At 49.7% G+C, this 25,783-nt stretch carries 17 protein-coding genes and 2 pseudogenes; all 19 read left to right on the top strand.

Annotation, left to right across the window (positions count from 1 at the left end; translation table 11 throughout):
* Positions 1 to 19: 19 nt before the first annotated feature.
* The 19 genes and pseudogenes from HH215_RS18835 (at position 20) to HH215_RS18745 (ending at position 25,746) form a co-directional block, all read left to right on the top strand.
* The gene (locus tag HH215_RS18835; protein ID WP_169281307.1) at positions 20 to 1,777 is read left to right on the top strand and encodes a DUF5605 domain-containing protein; all 1,758 of its coding nucleotides are present in this window, start codon (positions 20 to 22) and stop codon (positions 1,775 to 1,777) included.
* Between the two features lie 407 nt (positions 1,778 to 2,184).
* Positions 2,185 to 4,488, top strand: a complete 2,304-nt coding sequence (locus HH215_RS18830) for a beta-glucosidase family protein (protein ID WP_254450147.1) — start codon at positions 2,185 to 2,187, stop codon at positions 4,486 to 4,488.
* 15 nt (positions 4,489 to 4,503) lie between these two features.
* Complete coding sequence (locus tag HH215_RS36450; RefSeq protein ID WP_169281306.1) at positions 4,504 to 4,707, top strand: SDR family NAD(P)-dependent oxidoreductase; 204 nt, start codon at positions 4,504 to 4,506, stop codon at positions 4,705 to 4,707.
* Positions 4,704 to 5,248 (top strand): annotated as a pseudogene (locus HH215_RS18815) (MFS transporter). Before HH215_RS36450 ends, HH215_RS18815 begins: the two are co-directional and overlap by 4 nt.
* Positions 5,215 to 5,607, top strand: a complete 393-nt coding sequence (locus tag HH215_RS18810; protein WP_169281303.1) for an MFS transporter — start codon at positions 5,215 to 5,217, stop codon at positions 5,605 to 5,607. Before HH215_RS18815 ends, HH215_RS18810 begins: the two are co-directional and overlap by 34 nt.
* 191 nt (positions 5,608 to 5,798) lie before the next feature.
* Entirely contained in the window at positions 5,799 to 8,633 is a 2,835-nt protein-coding gene (locus tag HH215_RS18805; protein WP_169281302.1) for an alpha-L-rhamnosidase, read from the top strand.
* Positions 8,634 to 8,960: 327 nt separating this feature from the next.
* Positions 8,961 to 9,188 carry a hypothetical protein gene (locus HH215_RS36445; RefSeq protein WP_310735488.1) on the top strand — a complete coding sequence of 76 codons (228 nt, stop codon included), beginning with the start codon at positions 8,961 to 8,963 and terminating at the stop codon, positions 9,186 to 9,188.
* The gene (locus HH215_RS18800; protein ID WP_256376741.1) at positions 9,107 to 9,673 is read left to right on the top strand and encodes an SDR family oxidoreductase; all 567 of its coding nucleotides are present in this window, start codon (positions 9,107 to 9,109) and stop codon (positions 9,671 to 9,673) included. The genes HH215_RS36445 and HH215_RS18800 overlap by 82 nt, the downstream gene beginning before the upstream one ends.
* A gap of 93 nt (positions 9,674 to 9,766) precedes the next feature.
* Entirely contained in the window at positions 9,767 to 11,209 is a 1,443-nt protein-coding gene (locus tag HH215_RS18795) for a DUF5605 domain-containing protein (protein WP_256376614.1), read from the top strand.
* A gap of 186 nt (positions 11,210 to 11,395) precedes the next feature.
* Complete coding sequence (locus HH215_RS18790) at positions 11,396 to 12,355, top strand: ABC transporter permease (RefSeq protein ID WP_169281300.1); 960 nt, start codon at positions 11,396 to 11,398, stop codon at positions 12,353 to 12,355.
* A gap of 12 nt (positions 12,356 to 12,367) precedes the next feature.
* Complete coding sequence (locus HH215_RS18785) at positions 12,368 to 13,252, top strand: carbohydrate ABC transporter permease (protein WP_169281299.1); 885 nt, start codon at positions 12,368 to 12,370, stop codon at positions 13,250 to 13,252.
* Between the two features lie 106 nt (positions 13,253 to 13,358).
* Positions 13,359 to 14,331: pseudogene (locus HH215_RS18780) on the top strand (glycoside hydrolase family 2 TIM barrel-domain containing protein); the annotation flags it as partial.
* Positions 14,332 to 14,446: 115 nt separating this feature from the next.
* On the top strand, positions 14,447 to 15,991 hold the full coding sequence (locus HH215_RS18775) for an ABC transporter substrate-binding protein (RefSeq protein ID WP_169281298.1): 1,545 nt from the start codon (positions 14,447 to 14,449) through the stop codon (positions 15,989 to 15,991).
* Positions 15,992 to 16,092: 101 nt separating this feature from the next.
* Complete coding sequence (locus tag HH215_RS18770; RefSeq protein ID WP_169281297.1) at positions 16,093 to 17,841, top strand: sensor histidine kinase; 1,749 nt, start codon at positions 16,093 to 16,095, stop codon at positions 17,839 to 17,841.
* Positions 17,838 to 19,442: a response regulator transcription factor gene (locus tag HH215_RS18765; protein WP_169281296.1), complete on the top strand. Its 1,605-nt coding sequence runs from the start codon at positions 17,838 to 17,840 to the stop codon at positions 19,440 to 19,442. The genes HH215_RS18770 and HH215_RS18765 overlap by 4 nt, the downstream gene beginning before the upstream one ends.
* Positions 19,443 to 19,479: 37 nt before the next feature.
* Positions 19,480 to 21,735, top strand: a complete 2,256-nt coding sequence (locus HH215_RS18760) for a glycoside hydrolase family 3 C-terminal domain-containing protein (protein WP_169281295.1) — start codon at positions 19,480 to 19,482, stop codon at positions 21,733 to 21,735.
* The gene (locus HH215_RS37070) at positions 21,732 to 21,836 is read left to right on the top strand and encodes a DUF5605 domain-containing protein (RefSeq protein WP_169284469.1); all 105 of its coding nucleotides are present in this window, start codon (positions 21,732 to 21,734) and stop codon (positions 21,834 to 21,836) included. The genes HH215_RS18760 and HH215_RS37070 overlap by 4 nt, the downstream gene beginning before the upstream one ends.
* Before the next feature lie 371 nt (positions 21,837 to 22,207).
* Positions 22,208 to 23,962, top strand: a complete 1,755-nt coding sequence (locus HH215_RS18750; RefSeq protein WP_169281294.1) for an ABC transporter ATP-binding protein — start codon at positions 22,208 to 22,210, stop codon at positions 23,960 to 23,962.
* Entirely contained in the window at positions 23,959 to 25,746 is a 1,788-nt protein-coding gene (locus tag HH215_RS18745) for an ABC transporter ATP-binding protein (protein WP_169281293.1), read from the top strand. The genes HH215_RS18750 and HH215_RS18745 overlap by 4 nt, the downstream gene beginning before the upstream one ends.
* The last annotated feature ends 37 nt before the right edge of the window (positions 25,747 to 25,783 follow it).

The following is a 25,783-nucleotide window of genomic DNA, read 5'->3' as shown; positions in this document are numbered from 1 at the left end:
AAGGGAGGATAAGCTAACCATGACTTTTAACCTATCTACTAAAGTCGGCTTAATTATGAAAAACGAGGCTGCCTGCCAAATCTTGCTCCGACATATTCCCGGTGACCCCGATGCATTTCTTCATAATGCATCATCTCTAAAGTGGTGGACTCTGGAACAACTTGGTAAATTAGGGCTAAGGGATGCGCAACTGCCGGGTTGGCTCAACAATGTTCTCACTGAACTGGCCGAGTTGCCCTCGGTGGAGCAAGCCATTCAAGAGGAACCAGAAAGCATTCCGTCACCACAATATGAGCCTTCAAGCGTGCCCATAGGTTCTGCCTCCTTCACGGCTTCTTCGCAAACCGAGCAATGGGGCGTATACGAAATCGAGCTGCATGGTCCAAGCCATGGCAATCCGTTTACCGACGTCCCATTGGGGGCCGAATTCCGCTTAGGAGACCGTTCCGTGCGGACTTCAGGTTTCTACGACGGGGATGGGATATATCGTATTCGGTTTATGCCGGATGACCAGGGCGAATGGATGTTCCGGACTTATAGTACCGCCCGGTCGTTGGATGGGATCGAAGGAACGTTCCGTAGCGTTGCGCCATCCAACGACAACCATGGTCCCGTCCGCGTGAAGAATACGTACCATTTTGCCCATGAAGACGGATCTGCCTATATTCCGGTAGGTACGACCTGCTATGTGTGGACGCATCAGGGTACAGAGCTTGAAGAACAGACATTGGCGACGCTTAGTATGTCCCCATTTAATAAGGTGCGTATGTGCGTGTTTCCAAAGTCGTATATTTTCAATTCGAAAGAACCTGATTATTACCCATTCGAAGGCTCTTTGGAGTCGGGATGGGATAATACGAGGTTTAATCCAAATTTTTTCCGTCATCTAGAAAACCGGATTGCTGATCTCGGTAAGCTGGGCATCGAGGCTGATCTCATCTTGTTCCATCCTTATGACCGCTGGGGCTTCTCCGAAATGAGCCGAGCCGCGGACGATCGTTATCTGCGTTATATCGTTGCTCGATTGTCCGCATACCGGAATGTTTGGTGGTCGCTGGCCAACGAGTACGATTTCTTTTGGTCCAAGGAAGCCGATGATTGGGAGAGATTCGCTAAGATCGTAACGGAGAACGACCCAGTAGGTCATCTGATTTCGATCCACAATGGTTTAACCTTCTACGACTACTCTAAACCTTGGGTGACACATTGCAGCATTCAACGTATCGATGCATATAAGACATCCGAAGTGACGAGCGAATGGCGTAATAAATGGAACAAGCCGGTTGTCATCGACGAGTGTGCGTATGAGGGAGATATTGACCAAGGTTGGGGCAACATCACCGGCGAAGAGATGACGCGCCGGTTCTGGGAAGGCGCATTACGCGGTGGTTACGTCGGTCACGGTGAGACGTACCTGAATCCAGAGGAAGTGCTGTGGTGGTCAAAAGGGGGCAAGCTGACGGGTACTAGCCCGGCCCGGATCGGCTTTTTGAGAAAAATTACGGAGCAAAGCCCTGGCGGTCTACTGGAGCCTCTCGCGGCTGAATGGGACGTGACTTGCGCCGGAGTCAAGGACGATTATTATTTGTTCTATTTCGGCTTCAACCAGCCTCGCTTCCGGAACTTTAACCGCACACCTGGAATCCGGTATCAGGTCGAAGTGATTGATACCTGGAATATGACCGTCGAGAAGCTTGAAGGGCTTTACGAAGGCAGCTTTAGAATCGAATTGCCCGGTAAGCCATTCATAGCTGTCCGCATGACCCGTGCGAAATAAACGCCTTCCCTTCCCAATCCGCATTGCCTATCTGTCGGGTTGGGAATTTTTTATGCTTAACGTATGCACGATGGCGAGGCTGATGAGCGTCTACGCTTCGATGAATTCGTTAATCGGTGGACTGATAATTTACGACATTAATTATCGGGGCGCGTATATTGAAGGACGCGAACTATCATCCGATTAGCATAATCTGACCGAAGCGTCTCTTCGCGAAGCATTAGCGGAAGCTAATGTTGGAGATGGAATCATCTTGCCCATTAAGTTCTTAATCTTTCAAATTTGAAAAGGGCACCGGTCATACGGCGTCCTCTTTTATTATGAGTGAAGCAAATAGAAAGTCGTTAAAGTGTTATAGCAGTGATCGGAAAAACGATAGTCCGGTATTTACCCGGAGGCTATGATAAATGAAAAGGGAGGAGATGCTGCGGATGGATCAACGGATTGAGGAGTCGATTAAACAATTGACTTTGGAAGAGAAAGCTTCACTTTGTTCCGGCATGAACAGATGGAAGACGGAAGCGATCTATCGGTTTGGCATTCCGTCGATGGTCATGAGCGATGGACCCCATGGGGTGCGGAAGCCGAAACAAGACGATGATTTCGGTATGAAAGATGTGAACGATAATCGATCGGCTACTTGTTTTCCGACCGCTTCGGCCATGGCGTCGTCCTGGGACCCCGATCTGTTGTTCGAAGTCGGTGAGGCTTTAGCCAAGGAATCGAAGGCACTCGATGTGCAAATTTTGCTAGGGCCTGGCGTGAACATGAAGCGGTCGCCTTTGGGCGGCAGAAACTTCGAATACTATTCGGAGGACCCGCACCTAGCCGGCGAGATTGGAGCAGCCTATGTCAAGGGGCTGCAAAGCCAAGGTGTCGGCGCTTGCGTCAAGCATTATGCCTGTAATAACCAGGAACACGAACGGATGAGCATTAGCTCGGAAGTCGACGAGAGAACCCTAAGGGAAATCTATCTGCCTGCATTCGAGAAGATCGTTCAAGAAGCCAAACCGTGGTCCATCATGGTCGCTTACAACAAAGTGAACGGTACTTATGCGACGGAGAATACGTATTTGCTCCGGGACATTCTCAAGAACGAATGGAACTTTGACGGTCTAACCGTATCCGATTGGGGCGCGACGAGTAATCGGATTGAGGCACTGAAGGCTGGACTTGATCTGGAGATGCCTGGTCCGTCACCTTCGAACGACAAGAAGATTGTCGAAGCCGTCCGTTCAGGCCAACTGGATGAGACGTTATTGGACGATGCCGTTCGTAGAATTCTTCGAGTTGTGTTTCGGTCGATGGAGGAGCGCAATCCAAATAAGGAGATCAATTACGAAGCGCATCATAGGCTGGCGAAGAAAGCGGCGGCAGGAAGCATCGTGCTGTTGAAGAATGAGAATCAACTGCTGCCGCTGGATGTGAACGGGGTGAGGTCATTGGCTGTCATTGGGCAAATGGCTGCTGAGCCTCGAATTCAAGGGGGAGGCAGTTCGAAGGTCAACGCGACGATGTTCGATGTTCCGCTTGAGCAGATGAAATCGCATATCGTAATCGAGGCTAAGATGGCTTATGCGGCAGGCTACTCGTATGAAGACGAAGGGGATGCTCTCGCAGAAGCACTTATTGCACAAGCGGTGCAAGCGGCCCGGGCGTCCGAAATCGCCGTGCTGTTTCTAGGTTTGCCGGATCGCTTCGAATCGGAAGGGTACGACCGTACGCACCTCGAACTGCCTTACAATCAAGTGCGGCTGCTGACCGAAGTATCGAAAGTCAATAAACGTGTCGTGGTCGTGCTGAGCAACGGTTCGGCGATAGCGATGCCGTGGATCGGCCATGCGAAGGCCATATTGGAAGGCTGGCTGGGCGGACAGGCCAGCGGCTCGGCGATTGTCGATATTTTGTTCGGTCAATGTAACCCGTCCGGAAAGCTGCAAGAGACGTTTGTGCATCAACTGGAGGACAATCCGTCCTATTTGAACTTCCCTGGGACAGATAGCAAGGTCGAATATCGGGAAGGTATCTTCATTGGCTACCGTTATTATGACAAGAAGAAAATGCAAGTGCTCTTCCCATTCGGACACGGTCTATCATATACGTCATTCGAATATACGAACCTGCGAACGAGTAGCGACTACCTGCAGGATCTGGACGGCTTGACGGTCGAGGTGGATATCACGAATACCGGCAAGCGGGAAGGTTCAGAAATCGTGCAGTTGTACGTGAATGATCGGGAGTCGAGAATTGTTCGGCCTGAGCATGAACTGAAATGCTTCGCTAAAGTCCGCCTGCTTCCCGGAGAGACGAGCACTGTCCGGATGCACCTTGAGAAACGGGACTTTTCCTACTACGATCCCACCTTGAAGAGATGGGTCATGGAGACGGGGGAGTTCGAACTTCGCGTAGGCAAATCCTCAAGAGAGATCGTATTAAAGCGAATTGTGACTGTCCAATCTACAGACGTCGTGGAACTGAAGTTGACTGGAGACAGCCTGGTGAAGGATTGGGTTGCGTCGGAGGAAGGGAGACGTATCTTTTTTGAGGTTCTGGCCGAGGAGAAGATGAAGGAGCAAGTCGAACATGCGCTTCTGGGAGACGATGCTCTGATGGTGATGGGCATGCCGCTACGCAAAATATTTTACTTTGACACTGAACGTGCGGTGCGGGCAGAAGAAATCGTGGACAGACTGTTATCACGTTTGAAATAGAAGGAGGCATACAAAGTGGGACGCGTACAAGGGAAAGTAGCCGTCATTACTGGGGCGGGTAGTGGAATCGGCAGAGCAAGTGCGATTCTGCTGGCCAAAGAAGGCGCCAAAGTGGTGCTGACGGATGTCCGAGCTGACAAGTTGACGGCTGTGACCGAGGAGATTGCAGTCTCGCATGTTCTAAATACGGGCAGGCGCGGCCTTGGCTGCTGTGGATGATTTTACCGCTATTTGTCTCCGTTTTGCTTCTGTTTTCGGTGCCCGATATGGGACGAGACGCGAAGATCGCTTATGCCGTTGCGACAAACGTGCTGTTTTATGTCTTTGTTTTTACGCCAATCTCGATGCCATACGGCAGTTTAACACCACAAGAAACCCTGACGATCGCGGGTTAATGGGGGGTTATCGAGCTGGATTCGGTTATCTGTCCGGCATGATCGTGGCGGTTGGCTTCATCCCGATCGAAAATGCCATGGGGGGCGGGAGATGCGTGGTGACGCTGCTCACGGCGATCTTTGGCGCTATCGCCGTGGCGGGGATTTATGTCGCCTTCCGGTCAACGCAGGAGAAGTACAATACGCAGCAGCTTAAAGAGGCCGGCGAAGTGAAGAAGGCATTATCGCTGGCGTCTTCGTTCAAGCTGCTTTTTACGAACCGTTACTGGCTGATTCTGTTTGCCGCGGGATTATTGGCGCAGATTTATTCGCTTTATCCGGGACAGTGGGCATGTATTACGCCAAGTATGTCTGGGGCGACGTGAACCTGGTCAGCATCATGGTGGGTGTCGGACTGATTCCCCTGTTGATCGTATTCTTGGTGTCCGGAGCGCTTATGAAGAGGCTCGGCAAGCGTAATACTGCCATTCTCGGCCTCGTGATCGGGACGTTTGGCATTCTGGTTCGCATGCTGAATCCGGAAAGCGTTGCGCGGGGCATCGCCGGGTCGCTTGTTCAAGCATTCGGCATGATCCCGCTTATGATTGTGCTCGGCCCTCTCAGCTCGGATACGATCGAATATCGCGAATGGAAACACGGAAAGCGTATCGTCGGGCTGACGAACAGCGTAAACGCCTTCGGCGGCAATCATCGGCTGGTTGTTGGCGTTGGGGCATTACAATGAAGGCGCCGCCGTACAGAGCCCATCTGCGAAACATATGATCGTCGCGTTCAACCTCTACAATCCTCTCGGCATTTATGTCGTCATTTCCATATTGTTGTACTTTTATTCGTTAGAAAAGCAATATTCTCGAATCTGGTCGATCTGGAGCATCGTAAGGCAAATTGAAGCAAATGAGAATGGGAGAAGTGACCGTGAAAATCATCCGTATGAAAACGAATCGTATCGTAAACCCGTTAGGATTCTCGTTGGGCAAGCCAAGGTTCTCTTATGTCGTTACCGAGACCGACGCCAAAAAACAGGTCGCGGCCCGTTATGAAGTCTCACGGGATGAATCGTTTACCACAACGGTTTACGACAGCGGCAAACGGGAGGATATTGACAGTCTTGCGTTTGAGCTCCCGATCGAGCTTCAACCGAGAACCAGGTATTACTGGCGAGTGGAGGTTTGGGCGGATAACGGCGACCGCGCCGTCAGTGAGTCCGCATGGTTCGAAACGGCCAAACTGGATGAGCCGTGGGCCGGGAAATGGATCGTGCCCGAGATGGACAAGGATGTTCACCCGATTCTAAGCCGTTCGTTTGAACTGACAGGACCGATCGCGTCCGCTCGGGCTTACGTATGCGGGCTGGGGTTGTACGAAATGCGGGTGAACGGCGCGAAGGCGGGGGATGAATACCTGGCTCCGCACTTCAACGCTTACCAAAAGTGGCTTCAGTATCAAACGTACGACGTGACGGATTTGCTTCGGCAAGGCGAGAACCGGGTTTCGGTCAGTCTGGGCAACGGGCTTTATAAAGGCCGATTCGGCTTTGACGGGTATTCCGCTGAACTATACGGTAAAGAGTTCACTCTCCTGTGCGAGATCGTAGTGACGTATGAGGATGGATCGACGACCGTTATCGGCTCCGATACGGATTGGACGGCAGCCGAGAGCCCGATATTGGGAGGCAACTTGTACGATGGGGAAATTTATGACGCGACCTTCACGTCCTCAGAGACTTTCGCAGTTAGGGAGGGGGACTTCGGTTACGATCGGTTAGAGGCCCGCCTAAGCTTGCCTGTCGTCGTCAAAGAGGAACTCAAACCCATCGAAGTCATTCGGACGCCTGCCGGGGAAACGGTGCTTGACATGGGGCAGAATATGGTCGGCTGGATCCGCTTCCGCACGAGCGCTCCCAAAGGCACGGTTTTCAAGCTTTATCACGGAGAAGTGCTTCAGGACGGAAACTTCTACCGGGAAAACCTGCGTACCGCGAAAGCGGAATACGCATACACGGCCGACGGGAACGAAGCTGTCGTGCGCCCTTACTTCACATTCTATGGGTTCCGGTACGTGAAAGTGGAGGGATGGCCGGGAGAACTGAATCCGAGCGATTTCACCGGATGCGTCCTCTACTCCGATCTGGAGGAGATCGGCAGTTTCGAGACAAGTGATCCGCTCGTGAACCGGCTATTCCTGAATGCTCTCTGGGGTCAAAAAGGCAACTTCCTCGACGTTCCGACGGACTGCCCGCAGCGTGACGAGAGGTTGGGGTGGACGGGAGACGCGCAAGTATTTTCCGGCACGGCTTGCTTCAACATGGATTCGCAAGCCTTCTTCGGCAAGTACGGCTATGACATGGGACTCGAGCAGGAAGAACGCGGCGGCATGGTTCCGATGGTCGTGCCCGCCGCCAACGTGCAGGGAGGCGGGTCCAGCGCGTGGGCTGACGCCGCGACGATCATTCCGTGGAACGTATACCTCCATAACGGCGACAAAGCGATCCTCGAGCAGCAGTTCGAGAGCATGAGGAGCTGGGTCGACTTTATCATCCGCGCGGATGAGGGATCCGGCGGACGGAGGCTGTGGACCGTAGGGTTCCACTTCGGCGACTGGCTGGCGCTGGACGGAAGCAACCCGGATTCGTCGATGGGCGGAACGGATACGGATTTCATCGCATCGGCTTATTATCGGCATTCTTCCCAGTTGGTGGCCAAGGCCGCTAGAGTACTGGGGAAAGACGATCTCGCCGAATACTACGGCCTGATCTCGGAGGAAGTGAAAACGGCGATCGAAGACGAGTTTTTCTCGAAGAACGGCCGTTTGGCGCTGGAAACGCAAACCGCTTATGCCGTGGCTTTATACATGGACTTGGTTCCGGAAGCTTACAAGACGAGAGTCGTGGAAGGGCTGCGCAAGCGGTTGAAAATCGATCGGAACCACTTGAAAACCGGCTTTGTGGGCACTCCGTATTTGAATCGCGTTTTGTCCGAAAACGGGTGCAACGACCTTGCCTACACGCTGCTGCTCAACGACGACTATCCGAGCTGGTTGTACGCCGTCAAGCTGGGCGCCACGACGATTTGGGAGCGCTGGAATTCGATTCTTCCGGACGGGAAGATCAGCGGTACGAGCATGAATTCGCTAAACCATTACGCGTATGGAGCCATTGTGGAGTGGATGTACCGCTCGATCGCCGGGATCAATCCCGTTGAAGACGCGCCGGGCTTCCGGAGGGCCGAACTGGCTCCGCAGCCGGATTTCCGTCTGCAGTGGGCCAAAACGGAGCTTCAATCTTCCGCGGGATTGTATAAGAGCGAGTGGGCGTTCGATGAGGAAGGCCGGCTCACGTTCCATTTCGTCATCCCGTTCAACGCGACGGCAGCCGTTCGTCTTCCTTATGCGGATATGACGAAGATCCAAATCAACGGACAGTCCTTAACTTTAAGCGGCATTGCCGGCACGCAGCAAGGTGACGAAACGCATTTGGAATTGACCAGCGGGAGCTATCTCATACACTACGTTCCCATCAAGAGTTACATCAAACGTTTGAGTACGAAGACGCCACTCATTGAACTGCTTCGCCATCCGGCAGCAAACGAATTGATCGCAAAACTTCTGCCTCCCGGCATGGAACTGAATCCGGATACGTTGAGCGGATCGATAGGGCTCGCCTCTCTCCGCAGCCTCTCCGCCTACTATCCGATGGAAGAGAGCATGCTCGATCAGTTGGACAGCCAACTGAAGGAATTGCCGGTTAGATGACAAGAACTTACCCAAAGAACGGGAGGAAGAGCGATGAGAACCTCAACACTTCAGTTAACGAATGACGGCGTCACTTTAACCACCTACCTTCTGGATAATTCGCCCGAGATGCGTAACACCTATCCGCGGCCGGCAGTCTTGGTCTTTCCGGGCTTGCTCGGACAGGGAAGCCGAACCGGTCGCGATGGCCTTCCTGGCGGAAGGATAACATGCATTCGTACTCAGGTACTCGCTGAACCAGAACGCGGCTTTCCCCAAACCGCTGCATGACGCTGAAGAAGCACTGGAGCAGCGAATAGCGCGGAGGGGGGGGGCGACCCGGAGAAGGTGGCGGTGTGCGGCTTCTCCGCCGGCGGTCACCTGGCCGCCGCGCTCGTCACGATGGGAAGAATCCGGCCGAACGCCATGATACTCGCCTATGCTTGCATCTTGGCGGCCACGGGAGGAGGCCTTCCCTCACCGATGGGTCGGCAATCGGCATTTTGCACAATGTGGTCGAAGAAGAGGATTGGGTGCACGTCGTGCAACAAACAATCGATGCGCATGGCACCGTGAATGTGCTCGTTAACAGCGCGGGCGTCAGTAACAAAGAAGATACGATGGCAGAATGGAAAAGAGTGCTTGAGATCAATCTGACAGGCAGTTATCTCGGCATAAGAAGCGTTATTCCAATCATGAAGAAAGCCGGGGGAGGATCAATCGTGAACATCGCATCCCTTGCCGGAATGGTCGGTGGAGGGTTTAACGGCTATGCCGCATCCAAAGGCGGGATTCGCGCAATATCTAGAGCAGCGGCAGTAGATTACGCTAAAGACAGCATCCGAGTAAATTCGATTTATCCGGGCTTAATCATAACACCGATGACTGAGGGGATTCTGCATCATCAACAGTTGAAGGAGCAATTTGAGGAAAAAACGCCGTTGCCCCGTTTCGGCACTCCGGATGATATCGCCTTTGGTGTGTTATATCTGGCTTCAGACGTAACATCTTACGTTACGGGGACGGAACTCGTCATCGACGGAGGTACGACGGCATCATAACCGACTTGCAACGGTTGTCGGAAAACTGCTTTGCGAGATGTCTTCTAATCCGCTTAAGAAAGCGAAAGCATAATAAGGAAAGGATGATACAAGTTGAACCAAGTAGAAAAATGGGATTTGTTTGAAATCAGCATGAAGGGACCGGAGGAAGGAAATCCTTTTATGGATGTAGATTTTAGCGCTACATTCAAGAGGAATGAGAGCAGTATTGACGTTCCTGGTTTTTATGATGGAAGTGGCATCTATAAGATTCGATTTATGCCAAGTGAACTCGGTGTTTGGTCCTATGAAACGAACAGCAACTGTTCAGAATTAAAGGCATTGACCGGAAAGTTTGAATGCATTGCGCCGTCTGCAAGCAATCATGGTCCGGTAAAAGTAAGCGACACCTATCACTTTGCTTACGCGGATGGTACGCCATACATTCCTTTTGGAACTACTTGCTACGTATGGACTCATCAAGAGGATGAACTGGAAGAGTTAACGCTTCAAACGCTGAAATCAGCTCCATTTAACAAAATGAGAATGTGTGTGTTTCCGAAACGCTATCTATACAATAATAACGATCCGGCTTTGTACCCCTTTGACGGCTCTAAGGAGGAAGTTTGGGATTTCACAAGATTTAACCCAGATTTTTTCCGGCATCTCGAAAAGAGAGTAGATGATCTTAGAAATCTTGGAATAGAAGCGGATATCATCTTATTCCATCCCTATGATAATGCAAGATGGGGCTTCGATAAAATGGGCATGGATGTCAATGTTAGATATTTACGTTACCTGACCGCTCGGTTGTCAGCTTACCGAAACGTATGGTGGTCTATGGCCAATGAATACGATCTAATGGAAAATTTGAGTTTGGAAGACTGGGACACGATCCTCAAAACAGTTGCGGGGAACGACCCCTATGATCATCTTCGGTCTATCCACAACTGCCGACAGTTCTATGATCATAACCATCCGTTAATCACACATGCAAGCGTTCAGCACCATGACCCTAGGTACATCTTTGAGTGGAAAACACAATACAATAAACCTATTGTCGTAGACGAGTGCTCCTATGAAGGAAACATCGGATTGATGTGGGGAAATATAACTGAACAGGAAATGACCAGAAGATTCTGGGATGGTTTTTTGAGTGGCGGATATGTGGGGCATGGGGAGACTTATCTTCATCCAGATGAGATTTTATGGTGGTCAAAAGGCGGGGAGCTTCATGGGAAAAGCCCAGATAGAATCGCATTCCTGAAAGATATTATAGAGAGCATTCCCGGAGAATACCGTGAACGTATATCCTTCCCACCTCAATGGGAGTATTTCCCATGTCTCGGCAAGGAAGGGGAATACTATTTGGTGTATTTAGGGATATACAGGCCTGCTGTAAAACAACTTGATTTAATGGAGGGTAAGAAATATAAAATCGAATTGATCGATACTTGGGAGATGACGATCACTCCTTTGGAGGGAACGTATGATCATAATAGTATTGTCGAGCTTCCGGGCAAGCAATACATTGCTCTACGAATCCAGAATGTGTAATAAAAATTGATCAAAGCACCCTGTGAGAAAAAACGGGGTGCTCACTCTTTGCCAGTTGGATCCCTCCTTAAGAAAGATGTCGTGAAACTGCTATTGATAAGTCGTGATACCGTTAGTGAGTCAGGGCTCCATCTCCTATGATAGGACTATGAAATACCGAACATGACAACAGGAAGGGGAACTTTTATGGCACAAGTTGTACCCATAGATGTAGTTGAGGGCGGAAGGAGGAAGAAGACTTCACAAATCAGGAAATATGCACCTCTATTGATCATGATGATACCCGGGTTACTTTACCTGCTGATCAACAACTATCTTCCGATGGCTGGCATCATCATTGCGTTCAAGAAAATCAACTTTGCCAAGGGGATTTTTGGCAGTGATTGGATCGGATTCGACAATTTCACCTATTTGTTCAAAACGTCGGATGCGTACATCATTACGCGAAATACGATCTTGTACAACGTCTTCTTCATCACCGTCGGGACGGTGCTCGCCCTGGCGACGGCAATTCTGCTGAATGAGATTCGCAAGAAGTTGCTACTCCGAACTTATCAGGCTATCATAACATTGCCTCACCTCATCTCGATGGTAATTGTCAGCTATCTGGTCTACGCCATGCTGGGCGCCGAGTCTGGATTCATTAACCGGACGGTTCTGCCGTGGTTCGGCATCGAGGATGGAATCATGTTTTACAGTGAAGCCAAATATTGGCCCGTCATCTTGTCGATTATTAGCTTCTGGAAGAGCACAGGGTTCTCCAGCATCGTGTACTTTGCTGCGTTGATGGGTATCAGCGAGGAATATTACGAAGCAGCGCGTATGGACGGGGCAAGCCGTTTGCAGCAAATATTCAAGATTACGTTGCCAATTCTAATGCCGGTCATCATTATGCTGACATTGCTTTCGGTGGGACGGATTTTCTATTCCGACTTTGGCCTGTTTTACCAGGTTCCGCTGAATGCCGGTCCGCTATTCAACACGACGGCAACGATCGACACATATGTGTTCAACGGGTTGCTTGGTAGCGGCGATCTTGGCATGACTGCAGCGGCAGGCCTCTATCAGTCGATCGTCGGATTTGTCCTCATCATTATTGCGAATTACTCAGTCAGACTTTACAACAAGGACAACGCATTATTCTAGGAGGTGACCCATATGCGACAAGATGGCAGAGGAATTGCAATATTCAGCCATGTTTCATTATTGTTGTTTTCGCTCGTATGTATTCTTCCGTTCGTGTTACTTATTTCCGCATCCTTAACGGATCAGAATTCAATTATTGCAGACGGATATTCATTTTTCCCGAAAGTGTTCAGTTGGGCAGCATACGATTACCTGATGGACAGAGGAACCGATATTGTGCGTGCATACGGAGTTTCCATCTTTGTTACCGTATTCGGCACCGCTATCGGCCTGGCGATTTCAACGCTGCTGGCCTATCCGCTTGCCAGAAAAGTGACGCCGCATCGAAACCTGATCATGTTTCTGGTTTTCTTCACAATGTTGTTTAACGGCGGATTGATTCCGAGCTACCTGGTGTACACACAGCTATTCGATATTAAGAATACGATCTGGGCGCTCATCTTTCCGGGTTTACTTACGAATGGTTATTATATCCTGTTGGCACGGACATTCTTCGCGACTACGGTGCCGACCGAAATGATTGAATCGGCGCAAATAGACGGCGCGGGCGAGTACCGTACTTTCTGGTCGATCGTGCTGCCGATTTCGACTCCGATTTTGGCTACAATTGGTTTGTTTACATGCATTATGTACTGGAACGATTGGGCCAACGGAATGGTATATATTACAAATCCTCATTATTTCAGCATTCAAAACTTGCTTAACCGTATTATGCAGGACATCCAGTTCATTACAACAATGGATTCTTCGAGAGCTTCCGATGCAATGAAGCAACTGCCAAGCGATTCAGTCAAGATGGCTATTGCAGTGATTGGCTCTCTTCCGATTCTGGTTGCATACCCGTTTTTCCAGAAGCACTTCGTCAAAGGGATTATGATCGGCGCCGTTAAAGGTTAAGTTAATCGACATTGAAAGGAAACAAACAATAAATGCTTTATCCCATCGTTTCGGAAACTCGCAGTATGATCGACTTGAATGGAATTTGGAAATTTAAACTGGAAGTGTCGATTTGCAAGACAATGACCAAACGATCGATGTGTATGACCAACCGATTGGTATCCGGACAGTTGAGGTGAAAGATGGTCAATTCCTGCTCAATAATAAGCCGTTCTATTTCAAAGGTTTCGGCAAGCATGAAGACACGCCGCTGAACGGAAGGGGCTTGAACGAAGCGGCGAATGTGATGGTTCAGAAGAAATGATGAGGCTGGCTGATCGCGAAGGCTTTGTCGTTATAGACGAGACGCCAGCAGTCGGAGAACTTCAATGTAACACCCCAGCGTGGGGTGATGCGACATACGTGGGAAGAGTTGCGAACACAGGATCATCACCAGGAAGTCGTTCGAGAGATGATTGCCCGTGATAAGAACCATCCATGCGTCGTTATGTGGTGTATTGCTAACGAACCGGCATCGGAGGAGGATGGCGCTTATGAATATTTCCTCCCGTTGGTTGAACTGGCCAAACAGATCGATCCACAGCGCAGGCCTGTTATGATTGTTAACTATATGATGGCCACCCCAGACAAAGACAAAGTGGCGGAGTTGGTGGATGTGCTGGCATTAAACCGCTATTACGGCTGGTATATCTTCGGAGGCGATTTTGAGAAGGCCAAGTCCAGCTTGCGTCAAGAGTTGAAAGGATGGATGAAGCGCTGTCCGGGTAAGCCAATCATAATGATGGAGTATGGCACTGATACAATTGCCGACCTTCATGATGTCGATCCAGTAATGTTCACAGAAGAATATCAAGTGGCTTTTTATCGGGCGAACCACGAGGTGTTCGATGAATTCGAGCATTTCGTCGGGGGAACAGGTATGGAACTTTGCAGATTTCCAAACAAGTCAAGGCATTATTCGCGTGCAGGGCAATAAGAAAGGGATTTTCACCCGCGAACGCAAACCAAAGATGGCGGCGCATGAACTGCGCAAGAGGTGGAAGTCCATTCCTGACTATGGATATAAAGGCCGTTCCTAAAATGTCGTGAAAGCACTAATCGTAATGTCGTCAAAGTGTTAGTGGCTTCCCGAGGATCACGATATGATGGTTATGTAAGCAGTTTCAAAACTCACATCATGCAGGGGGAAAAACCATGAACAGAAATAAGGTATTGAGTCTGTTGCTTTCCGTAGTCATGCTAATGAGTGTGCTCGTTGCTTGTTCATCCAAGAACAACGAAGGGGGACAACCATCCAATTCACCTGCGGCAGCTTCGGATGATAGCGCCAACCAAAGCGCAAATGCGAGCGCCGATGATGCAACGAAGGACCCGTATGAAATTACAATGGCAATACCTGCATTCGAGGCCGTACCGAAAGATGTCGCTTTAATCGAAGAAGAGATCAACAAGATTACACAGCCGAAAATTAATGCAACCGTGAAACTGCTTCCGATTAGCATCGGTGCTTGGCAACAACAGTTAAACTTGATGACTTCGGGTGGCGAAAAACTGGATATGTTCTTTGAATTTGGACAAGCTTATAGTCGCGATGTGACTTCTGGCAAGATTATAGCTCTGGATGAACTGCTGGACGAATACGGTCAGGATTTGAAAGCGGAGTTCGATTCAGCATTTCTGGATGCCGCGAAGGTGGACGGGAAAGTTTATGGCGTCCCTAATCTTGGAGATTCCACGACGGGTCAGTCGGGCATTATGATGAGGAAGGATCTTGTTGAGAAGTATAACATTGACGTTGCGTCCATAGACAGCATCGACGATCTAGATCAAGTATTTGCAACGATTAAACAGAACGAACCGAATATTACGCCGCTGGCGGTGGGTTTATCCACTCCAATCGACAAATATCATCCGTACGATCCGATCGGTCCCGGCGTCTTGCCTGATTACGGCAACGATTTGAAACTAGAGAACTTGTATGAATTGCCATGGTACGAAGATACGCTAAAGAAGATTCATAGCTGGTTTAAGGCAGGTTACATTAATAAAGATGCCGCTACGAGCAACGTCACAGGATCGGACTTTGTGAAGGCTGGTAATGCATTCTCCTATTTCTGGGCCAATCAGGTAGGTCATGTCCAATCAGAATCGCAACAAATTGGTAAAGGGTTGGTATTTGCAGGATTACTGCCGGGTAACTATATAACGACTGGTAAGATTATTACTGGGTTGTGGGCCATTTCCCAAAATTCTGAGAATCCGGAAAGAGCCATGATGTTCATGAATTTGATGTACACCGACCCCGCGCTCGCCAATCTATTGATGTGGGGCGTCGAAGGCAAGCATTATGTGAAGGTAGCCGACAATCTGGTAGATTATCCAGAAGGCATAACGCGGGAAACGGTAGGTTGGACGAATCAAACCTGGCTGATCGGCAATCCTTTTAATACGTATTTATATAAGACTGAGGATCCGAATAAATGGAGTTTAACACGGGAAGCGAACCAGAAAGCGATCAAATCGAAAGCACTCGGATTTTCCTTCAATTCGGAGCCAGTCAAAAACGAAATGACAGCCGTGACTAACGTGATCACTCAATATCGTAAAGCGTTGGAGTCGGGTACGGTTGATCCAGACAAGAAGCTGCAGGAATTCAGAGACAAGTTGAGGGCTGCCGGCATTGATAAAATTATCGCGGAAGAGCAGAATCAACTGGACAAGTGGGCAGTTGCTAAATAGTGAAGTGAATGGAGCCGAGTCGATCTCTAGACCCGGCCCATTCTAGTCTGCATTATGATAAAATCATATGAAAAACTGCATTTCTGGAGTGTGATGACCTAATGAGCCATAAACGGAATTGGTCCTTGCATTCACTTCGAATCAAATTATCCATGAGTGTATTGATCATGACCGTCCCGCTCGTCGGCATGCTCATCTATAATAATTACTATGCGAAAGATGTTGTACGGGAACAAGTAGCTGATTCCTACAAAAGTTCCTTATCGCTATATATGAGCCAGATTGATTCAAATCTTAACGATGTCGATGCGTATATGATTACGCTTTCCGATAAATTCGATTTGCTCTCGCTATCCATTGCCGATACTGACGACAATTATTATATGGCGAAGAGTGATTTGTTCTACCTGCTGTCCAAGGATGTTTCCTTGTATCGAAGCGTTACCGGTTTTTTTGTCTATGAGAGTAAGCGGCACGATTACATGGACATCCTGAACTTTGGAAACAGTCTAACCCGAGAGAACCGAGACGTCAAACTTGAAGTGATCCAATTGATTGAACAGCAGCGGAAATCCGGAAAATTCACAAGAAATTGGAAGAATATTCAAATCAATCAACATCATTATTTACTCGATATTGTACGGGCAGGAGACGCCTATTTAGGTGTATGGATCAGCACGGATAGACTCGTTTCGCAGCTACAGTTGTTGAAAGTGGGGGACGACGGTGAGGTTTTGCTCATTAATGACGAGGGAAAACCGATCACTCGCACAAGTGTTGTACAGAATGAAGGCATAGAATTGGGCCGAAATCTAAACAACTATTACTTGTCGGGCGAGAATCGGAAGTATCTTGTCGTGGGCACGCATGCCGTACGAGCCAGCTTCAGTCTTGTCGCGCTCATTCCCGACCAGCATATCTTGGCGAATCTTCCGTATCTGCAAACAATCATTTGGATCATTACGATTACAGCCATCGTCTTTATTCCGGTCGGGCTGATATTGCTAAGAAAATCATTTCTGGTACCGCTAAACAAAGTACTGTCTGCCATGAGGAAGGTGCGAGGCGGCGATTGGAGCGTTCGTGTCAATATGCAGCGCAGCTCAGACGAGTTTAACCTGTTGGGCGAATCGTTCAATTCTATGATGACCGAAATACAGACGCTGCGCGTCAATGTTTTTGAAGAGCAACTCAACAAGCAACGTGAAGAACTTCGCAGGCTGCAATTGCAGGTGAATCCCCACTTTTTTCTGAATGCGCTCAATATCTTGTACAATCTGGCAAAAGTAAAAAAACACGATTTGATCAAGGAAATGTCCATGTCGCTGATTCATTACTTCCGCTATTTATTTCGCAGCAATACTTCTTTTGTTAAACTGCAGAATGAATTGGATCATACCCGCAATTACTTACGCATACAGTGCTTACGCTTTCCCGGACAGTTGACTTGGGATATCGCAACTCCCAACTTCTTAATGGAGGTACCCGTACCGCCACTGATGATTCAATCCTTCGTCGAGAATTCCATTAAGCATGCCGTTACAATGGACAAGCCGATTCATATTACGGTGAAGATCGACATGCCGGACGAAGCTGCTGTGTCTCAGATGATTATTCAGATTCGTGATACCGGGAACGGATTTTCAAACGAAGTGCTGCAGGAATTGCAGGCAGGACGAAACATGGAAAACGAGGAGGGCGAACAAATCGGCATATGGAATGTACGCCGACGGTTGTGTCTTTTGTACGGAGATCATGTGACGCTTCGATTTCGTAATGATTCAGACACCGGCGGCGCGATCGTTGAATTGATTGTGCCTACCGAATCGAATTTGGGGGTGTCGTCATGACCTATCGAATGCTGATCGTCGATGATGAACTTCATGCAATCGAGGGTGTAAAAGCAGATTTGGATTTGGAGAAACTGGAGATCGAAGGCTTATTCACAGCATTCAATATTCGGCAGGCCAAGGATATTCTGACATGTGAATCCATCGATATTCTGTTATGCGATATCGAGATGCCGCTAGGGAGCGGGCTTGAGCTGCTTTCTTGGGTACGTGTACACCATCCAAGCACGATCACCATCTTTCTCACGAGTCACGCCGATTTCAAGTATGCGAAGGAAGCGCTACAACTCGGCTGTCTGGATTATCTATTGAAGCCTGTCCTGACCAGTGATCTTGAGGCTGTCATTCGCAGAGCACAGAATCTCATTGAGCAGCAAAGCGAAATGAACAGAAACAGTCAGTCCCATCGGCTCTGGATGAGGCATCATTCGTTGATTATCGAACGGTTCTGGCTGGATCTCATTAACCATACGACCCCGAACGACCCTGTCGCCATTTATGAGCAGGTCGAGCGACAGCAAATTCCGATTACAGAGAATTCAATCTTCTTGCCGATTCTTATCTCTGTGAAGCATTGGCGTGAAACGTTAAAACCAAGGGACGCGAAGATTCTGGAATATGCGCTGAAGAAAACAGCCGAAGAGATGTTAATTGAAAATCGGGAAGGCATTGTATTCCAGCTGGATAGGGATCAACTCCTTATCTTGTTTTTTTCGGATAATTGGAGGCAATGGGACTACGGGCAATTGCAGGATCAAAGTCGCAAGTATATCCATTTTTGCAATCGTCATTTTTACTGCGCGTTATCATGTTATTTTGGGCAGCCAGTCAAAGCACATTGTGTGGCGGACAAGGTGGGATTTTTGAAAACGAAGGATCGGAACAATGTGGCTTATTTTAACCAAGTGTTCGGGGAAGATGGAACCATGCAGAGTGACCAATCCATTATTTTGCCGGACTTGAACTTATGGTTATCTCTCTTGAAGAAGGGGACAAATGAGGCAGTTGTCCAAGGAATGGACATTGTTCTGGACGATCTCATAAAGCACAGCAAGTTAGATGCGCGTATTCTGCATCAACTTCATCAAGATTTCCTACAGGCTTTGTATTCTTACTTGAATATGAACGAGTTACAAGCACACCAATTGTTTGGTGATGAAGAATCAAAGCGCTTGTCAGAAACGGCGGGGCGCTCCGTGAACGATATGATGAATTGGGTTCGTCATGCGGTGGACAAAGCACTGCACCAGACGGAAGTGATCAGAGAGTCCGAGTCTGTCGTACAGAACATCAAGCGTTATGTAGCGACGAATATCGATCAGGACTTGTCCCGCGAGAAGATGGCGGAGCAGGTGTTTTTGAATCCCGATCATTTGTCCAAACTGTTCAAGAAGGAGACGGGCTACTCCTTGTCCGACTATGTCCTATCGGAGAGAATTAAGCTGGCCAAGGAATTGTTGAGTCAAACCAGGATCCCGATCAGTGCGGTGGCATCGTCTGTGGGATATACCAATTTTTCCCATTTCACAAAGATATTCAGGAAATACGCGGAGATGGGGCCATCGGAATACAGAAGTCAATATGGGCAAGAAGTTCAATGAAAATATGGCATCGGTGCCAATTGGACGGAGGTTCAATATGGAAAGAAACATTAAAGAAATAATTTCTCGGATGTCATTGGAAGAGAAGGCAGAATTTTGTTCCGGCGTCGGAGCGTGGTACACGACTGCGTTGCCGAAGCATGGTATTCCATCGATCATGATGACGGATGGGCCACATGGGCTTCGGAAGCAAAACGGTGCGGAGGATCACATGGGCTTGAATGAAAGTGTTCCGGCCACATGCTTTCCCACTGCAGCGGGGCTGGCTAGCTCATGGAATCGTGAGCTTGTGGAGCAGGTAGGAGTCGCACTTGGCGAAGAATGCCAAGCGGAAGGGGTGGGGATCATCCTCGGACCGGGGGCTAATATCAAGCGATCTCCATTGTGTGGTAGAAACTTCGAATATTTCTCGGAGGACCCTTACTTGTCTTCGGAGTTAACCACTAAGCATATTCAAGGAGTTCAAAGTCAGGGAGTGGGAACGTCCCTCAAGCATTTTGCCGTGAATAATCAAGAGACTCGTAGGTTTAATATTGACGTCATTCTCGATGAGAGAACCTTCAGGGAAATTTATCTGGCAAGCTTCGAAGGTGCGGTTGTGAATGCCCAACCTTGGACGATTATGTCGGCTTATAATAAAATTAACGGCATATTCTGCTCGGAGAACAGAAGATTGCTAACGGAGATCCTAAGGAACGAATGGGGCTTTGAAGGTTTCGTTGTTTCCGATTGGGGTGCGGTGAGCGAAAGAGAGATTGCTTTGGCCGCAGGATTAGATCTTGAAATGCCTACCAGCAATGGAGTTGGAAGCCGCAAAATTATTGAAGCTATCCAAAAAGGCTCAATTGAAATAAACACGCTGGATGCTGCAGTGGAAAACATTCTGACCGTCATCTTCCGAGCAGTGGATTTACAAAAAGAAAATGCAACTTATGATCAAGAAGCTCATCATCAGTTCGCAAGAGTAGTAGCAGCGGAGAGTATGGTTCTCTTGAAGAATGAGAATGACGTGCTTCCTCTAGATAAGAAGGGGTCTATCGCGGTCCTAGGCGCTTTTGCGAAAAAACCCCGGTATCAGGGGGCTGGAAGCTCCCGGGTTCAGCCTACGAAGTTGGATATTCCATATGAGGAAATCCAAAGGGTTGCCAAGGATGCTGAGTTGCTATACGCAGAGGGATATTCTCTTGAGAATGATGAGTTGAACGAAGAAATGATCGAGGCGGCGAAGAAGGTCGCCAGCCAAGTAGATGCAGCGATTCTGTTTGTCGGCTTGCCAGAGAAGTACGATGCCGAAGGCGTCGACAGAAAGCACCTAGGGCTTCCTGATAACCAAGTTGCGCTGATCGAAGCCGTATCCACTGTTCAAGAGAAGATCATTCTTGTTTTGTTAAATGGTTCCGCGGTAGAGATGCCCTGGATTCACAACTCTCAGGCAGTGCTCGAAGCCTATCTGGGCGGGCAAGCCATGGCGGGCGCGGTAGCAGATTTACTATTTGGGGTTCAGAATCCATCGGGCAAGCTGGCGGAGACGTTCCCGGAGAAACTGAGCCATACTTCCTCCTTTATTAACTTCCCTGGAGAGAGGCATCAAGTCGAATATCGGGAGGGCTTGTTCATTGGATATCGGTACTTTGACAAAGTGGATACGAAGCCTCTGTTCCCGTTTGGCCACGGTCTCTCCTATACCTCCTTCGAATATTCCGATCTGCGGATCAATAAGTCGGAAATCACGGATGCGGAAGAACTAGAAGTAACCGTTAATGTGAGAAATTCGGGGCATAGAGCAGGGAAAGAAATTGTACAGCTCTATGTTAAGGATATAGAGAGCAGTGTGCTCAGACCAATCAAGGAATTAAAAGGATTCGAAAAAGTGACTCTGGAGCCCGGAGAAGAGAAGCAGGTTACTTTTAGACTAGGGAAACGTGCATTTGCTTATTATCATGTCGACTTACAGGACTGGTATGTGGAAAGTGGAGAGTTCGAGATTCTCATTGGGAAATCTTCGGAGGACATTCAATTGAGCCATACGATTGTCGTCCTTTCAACCACCAACGTACGTAAAAAATTTACATTGGATTCAACACTTGGCGATATCCGTACAGAAACTGCCGGGGCTGAGCTTGTGTCCAAGATTTTAATGGGGATGGGCTTCGGCAGCACTAGAACTGACGCGCCATTCGGCATGGACATGGATGCTCTCTTGCACAGCCTTAAATTAAGAATTGTAGAAAGTCAAGGAGTGATTCCAAAGGAAAATCTGGAAGAACTTCTCGTTGCTTTGAATGATTCATAAAAGGCACTCAAAGTCATGGTGTTCGCTATTACGTTGAAATAATCGATACATGGAATATGACAATTAGCAGGCTTTCTGAAACTTACGAAGGATCGCATTGATTTGATTGGAAAGCAGTTTATCGCGATGAGGGTAACGGCAACACTACTATTAGGGAATAAAGGACTGAATCCGCGGCGCTGATATGAATGCGATCGCGGATTTTTGGTGTGTTTTGGATATTAATCGAAGCAACTGATCCAAACAGGCCGCTTAGTAGCTGCGAATCAATAATAAGAACGAAGATGGCCGGATCCCGGAAGGAGATGCGGCTTTCTTCGTTCGCAATGAATGAAACCGCGATTAATGGCTTGGGCGGCCCATGCAAAGAAAAAAGTCGTGAAATAGCTAGTAAATTTGTCGGAATCCTGTTAGCAGAAGCAGTGGAAGCTTCTTTAAACTAATAGAAAAGGCAAAAGACGGAGGGATCAACTTGTTTAAGCTATTTCGCGAGCTTAACCATTACCGCTGGTTTATCGTCGGCGTCATTGCTCTCACTATCGTTCAGACCGGCTCCGAGCTCTTCCTTCCGACCTTGATGTCGGACATCGTCGACATTGGAATCGTTGACGGAGACCTGTCTTATATCTACAAGGTGGGATCGGCTATGCTGGCCATCGCGATTCTCGGTGCGGTCGGTTCGGCGATGGCGAGTTACTTGGCCGCCTCTATCTCGGCCGGCTTCGGACATTCTCTCAGGGAAAGGACTTATGCCAAAGCGCAGGGGCTGAGAGTATCCGACTTTCATCGGCTGGGCGCTTCTTCGTTGATCACGAGGACGACGAACGATGTGACCCAGGTTCAGAACGTTCTTCAGATGATGCTTCGCATCATGCTGATGGCTCCGATTATGTGCATCGGCGGTGTCGTGATGGCGTTGTCCCAAGACGTGAAGCTGTCTTCCGTGCTGCTCGTCGGAATCCTGCTTCTTATCGCCGGAATCCTGCTCATCATGAAAGCGGCCTTCCCTGTGTTCAGGACCATTCAGCAGAGGGTCGATCGGATGAATCTGGTCATTCGCGAGGCGCTGACCGGCGTGCGTGTCATTCGGGCCTTCCATCGGCTAAACTGGGAGCGTGAGCGATTCGCCGAATCGAACGAGTCGCTGCGGGATCAGTCGATCGCTGCGAATCGGATCATGTCGCTGAATATGCCGGTTATCTCCATGTCCTTTAACCTCTCCACAATACTCATCCTATGGTTCGGCGCGGAGCGGGTGAGTGGTGGCAATCTCCAAGTCGGGGAGTTAATGGCGTTCATCCAATATGCCGGCATTATCCTGATGTCGATCGTCATGTTCTCCTTCCTTTTCGGCTCTCTTCCCCGGGCGATGGTATCCGCGGCGCGGCTCAACGAGCTTCTCGATATGCCATCGGAGCCATGTGGCAACCGGACGGAAGACGATCGGACCCTTGTGGATCGCCTTTCCTTGTCCGTGGAGTTTAGAAACGTCTCCTATAGATATCCCGGCTCGGAGAGGACCGTCCTGAGCGGGATTTCGTTCCGGGCGAACGAAGGGGAGGTAACCGCGATTATCGGTGGCACGGGAGCCGGCAAGTCGACTTTGCTCCAAATGGTTCCCCGGTTACTCGAGCCTGAAGAAGGGCAAATCCTCATCGGGGGAATCGATGTGGCCACCCTTCCTCTTCTCGGGCTGAGGGAGATAATCGGCTATGTCCCGCAGAAGGCGGAGATCTTCTCCGACTCGATCGCTGGTAATATTCGGTACGGCACTCCCGACGCCGGCGACGAGGATGTCCGTCGGGCGGCTGAGGTCGCCCAGGCCGCCAGATTCATCATGGATAAGGAAGAGGGATTCGACTCCTTGCTCGCCCAACGCGGCACAAACCTATCGGGGGGACAGAAGCAGAGACTGTCGATCGCCCGCGCGCTGGCGCGCAACCCCCGGATTTATCTGTTCGACGACAGCTTCTCGGCGCTCGATTACAAGACGGATGCGAAGCTGAGAGCCGAGCTTCGAAGTCATCTTCGAAACCAAGCTCGCAGCTCGATTCTCTTCATCGTCGCGCAACGGATTCGCAGTGTGATTGACGCGGACCAGATTATCGTTCTGAACGAAGGACGAATCGCTGCGATAGGAACGCATCGCGACCTGATGGAGACTAGTGAGGACTACCGCGAGATCGTAAAGTCGCAGGAGAACGGGGAAGGGGAGGAGTCGGCATGAAGCCTAAAAATTTTAAGCATACGGTTTCGAGGCTGATCGTATACCTGAGACGCTACCGCTCCTCTCTTGGCCTAGTCCTTGCGGTCGCCCTATTGGGAACGCTGTTCCAGATCGCGGCCCCTAAGTTGACGGGACTTATCGTGACGGAGCTGTTCGACGGAGCATTGGCCCGACTTCAAGGCGTTGAATCGCCGGGCATCGACATGGCCTTCATTGCCCGAATACTCGTCCTACTCTCCATTCTCTACGCGTTCAGCGCGCTGTTCAGTTATGTCCAGCTATGGTTTGCCGGCAATCTGGCGCAGCGGACAGTATTCGATCTACGGAGGGAATTAAACCATAAATTCGCCAAACTTCCCCTAGGCTATTACGACGCCCGGTCGAGCGGGGACCTTCTCAGCCGCGCGGTCAACGATGTTGATAACGTCAGCAATACGCTTCAGCAGGTCGTCTCGCAGTTCCTCTCGTCCGTCATTACGATTGTCGGCATCGTCATCATGATGCTGGCTGTAAACTTCTGGATGACCGTCGCCGTGCTCGTGACGCTCCCCCTCAGCTTCTTCGGGATGAAGACTATCGCCAAGAGATCGATGCCACACTTCCAGGCAATGCAGAGGTCGTTGGGAGAATTAAATGGCCATGTGGAGGAGACCTATTCGGCTCACTCGACGGTCAAGGCGTACGGAACGGAGCAAGAGAACCTCCGAGCCTTTCGGAAGAAAAACGAGGAGCTGTATCGGGCGGGAAAGCTAGCTCCGTTCATCTCCGGTCTTGTGATGCCGCTGATCTCGATGATCAACAATCTGGGGTATATCGCGATTTGCCTGCTCGGAGGCTTTCTGGTCACCCGCGGCGCCATCGGCATCGGCGACGTCCAAGCCTTCATTCAATACTCGAGAAGTTTCTCGCAGCCTCTCATGCAAGCGGCCAACATCGTGAATATGATCCAATCGGGAGTCGCTTCCGCCGAAAGGATCTTCGAGATTCTGGACGAGGCGGAGGAGATCCCTGAGTCCAGCAAGCCGTCCAGGATCCCTTCGCCGAGGGGCGAGGTTCGCTTCGAACGGATCGACTTCAGCTACAAGGAAGAAACGCGACTGATCGAATCGTTGAACCTCCACGTGGATCAGGGTGCCAAAGTAGCTATCGTAGGCCCGACCGGGGCCGGAAAATCCACGATGGTTAACCTGCTGATGAGGTTCTACGAAGTCGACGCCGGACGAATTACCGTCGACGGTTTCGATATCGCCATGCTGACGAGAGAAGACTTACGAAGCCTGTTCGGCATGGTTCTACAGGACACCTGGCTGTTTACGGGAACCATCCGCGACAACATCGCCTTCGGTAAACCGGGAGCCAAGGAAGTGGAGATCCAAGAGGCCGCCGTGCTGGCCCATGCGGATGTATTCATCCGACAACTGCCGGATGGCTACGATACGGTTATTAATGAGGAAGGAGGGAGTCTTTCGCAAGGCCAAAAGCAGTTGCTCACCATCGCGAGGGCAATTCTCGCAGATCCCGTCATTCTGCTGCTTGATGAAGCGACCAGCAACGTCGATACCCGAACGGAAGCGTATATCCAGCAAGCGATGAAGAGCCTGATGCAGGACCGCACGACCTTTATTATCGCGCATCGGCTGTCAACCGTCCGGGACGCAGACCTGATTCTCGTCATGGACCAAGGGTCCATCATCGAGCAGGGGACGCACGAGGAATTACTGAAGCTGCAAGGTTTCTACTCGGAGTTGTACAACAGTCAGTTCGAAAGTGCGGAGACGGCTTAATGAAATTCGGGACTTTGTCGGCTTAGCAGATGATCGG

Origin of the sequence: Cohnella herbarum (genome assembly GCF_012849095.1) — a bacterium.
GTDB classification, from domain to species: domain Bacteria; phylum Bacillota; class Bacilli; order Paenibacillales; family Paenibacillaceae; genus Cohnella; species Cohnella herbarum.
The sequence above is the reverse complement of the archived record's forward strand: the minus strand, read 5'-3'. Positions and strand labels throughout refer to the sequence as shown.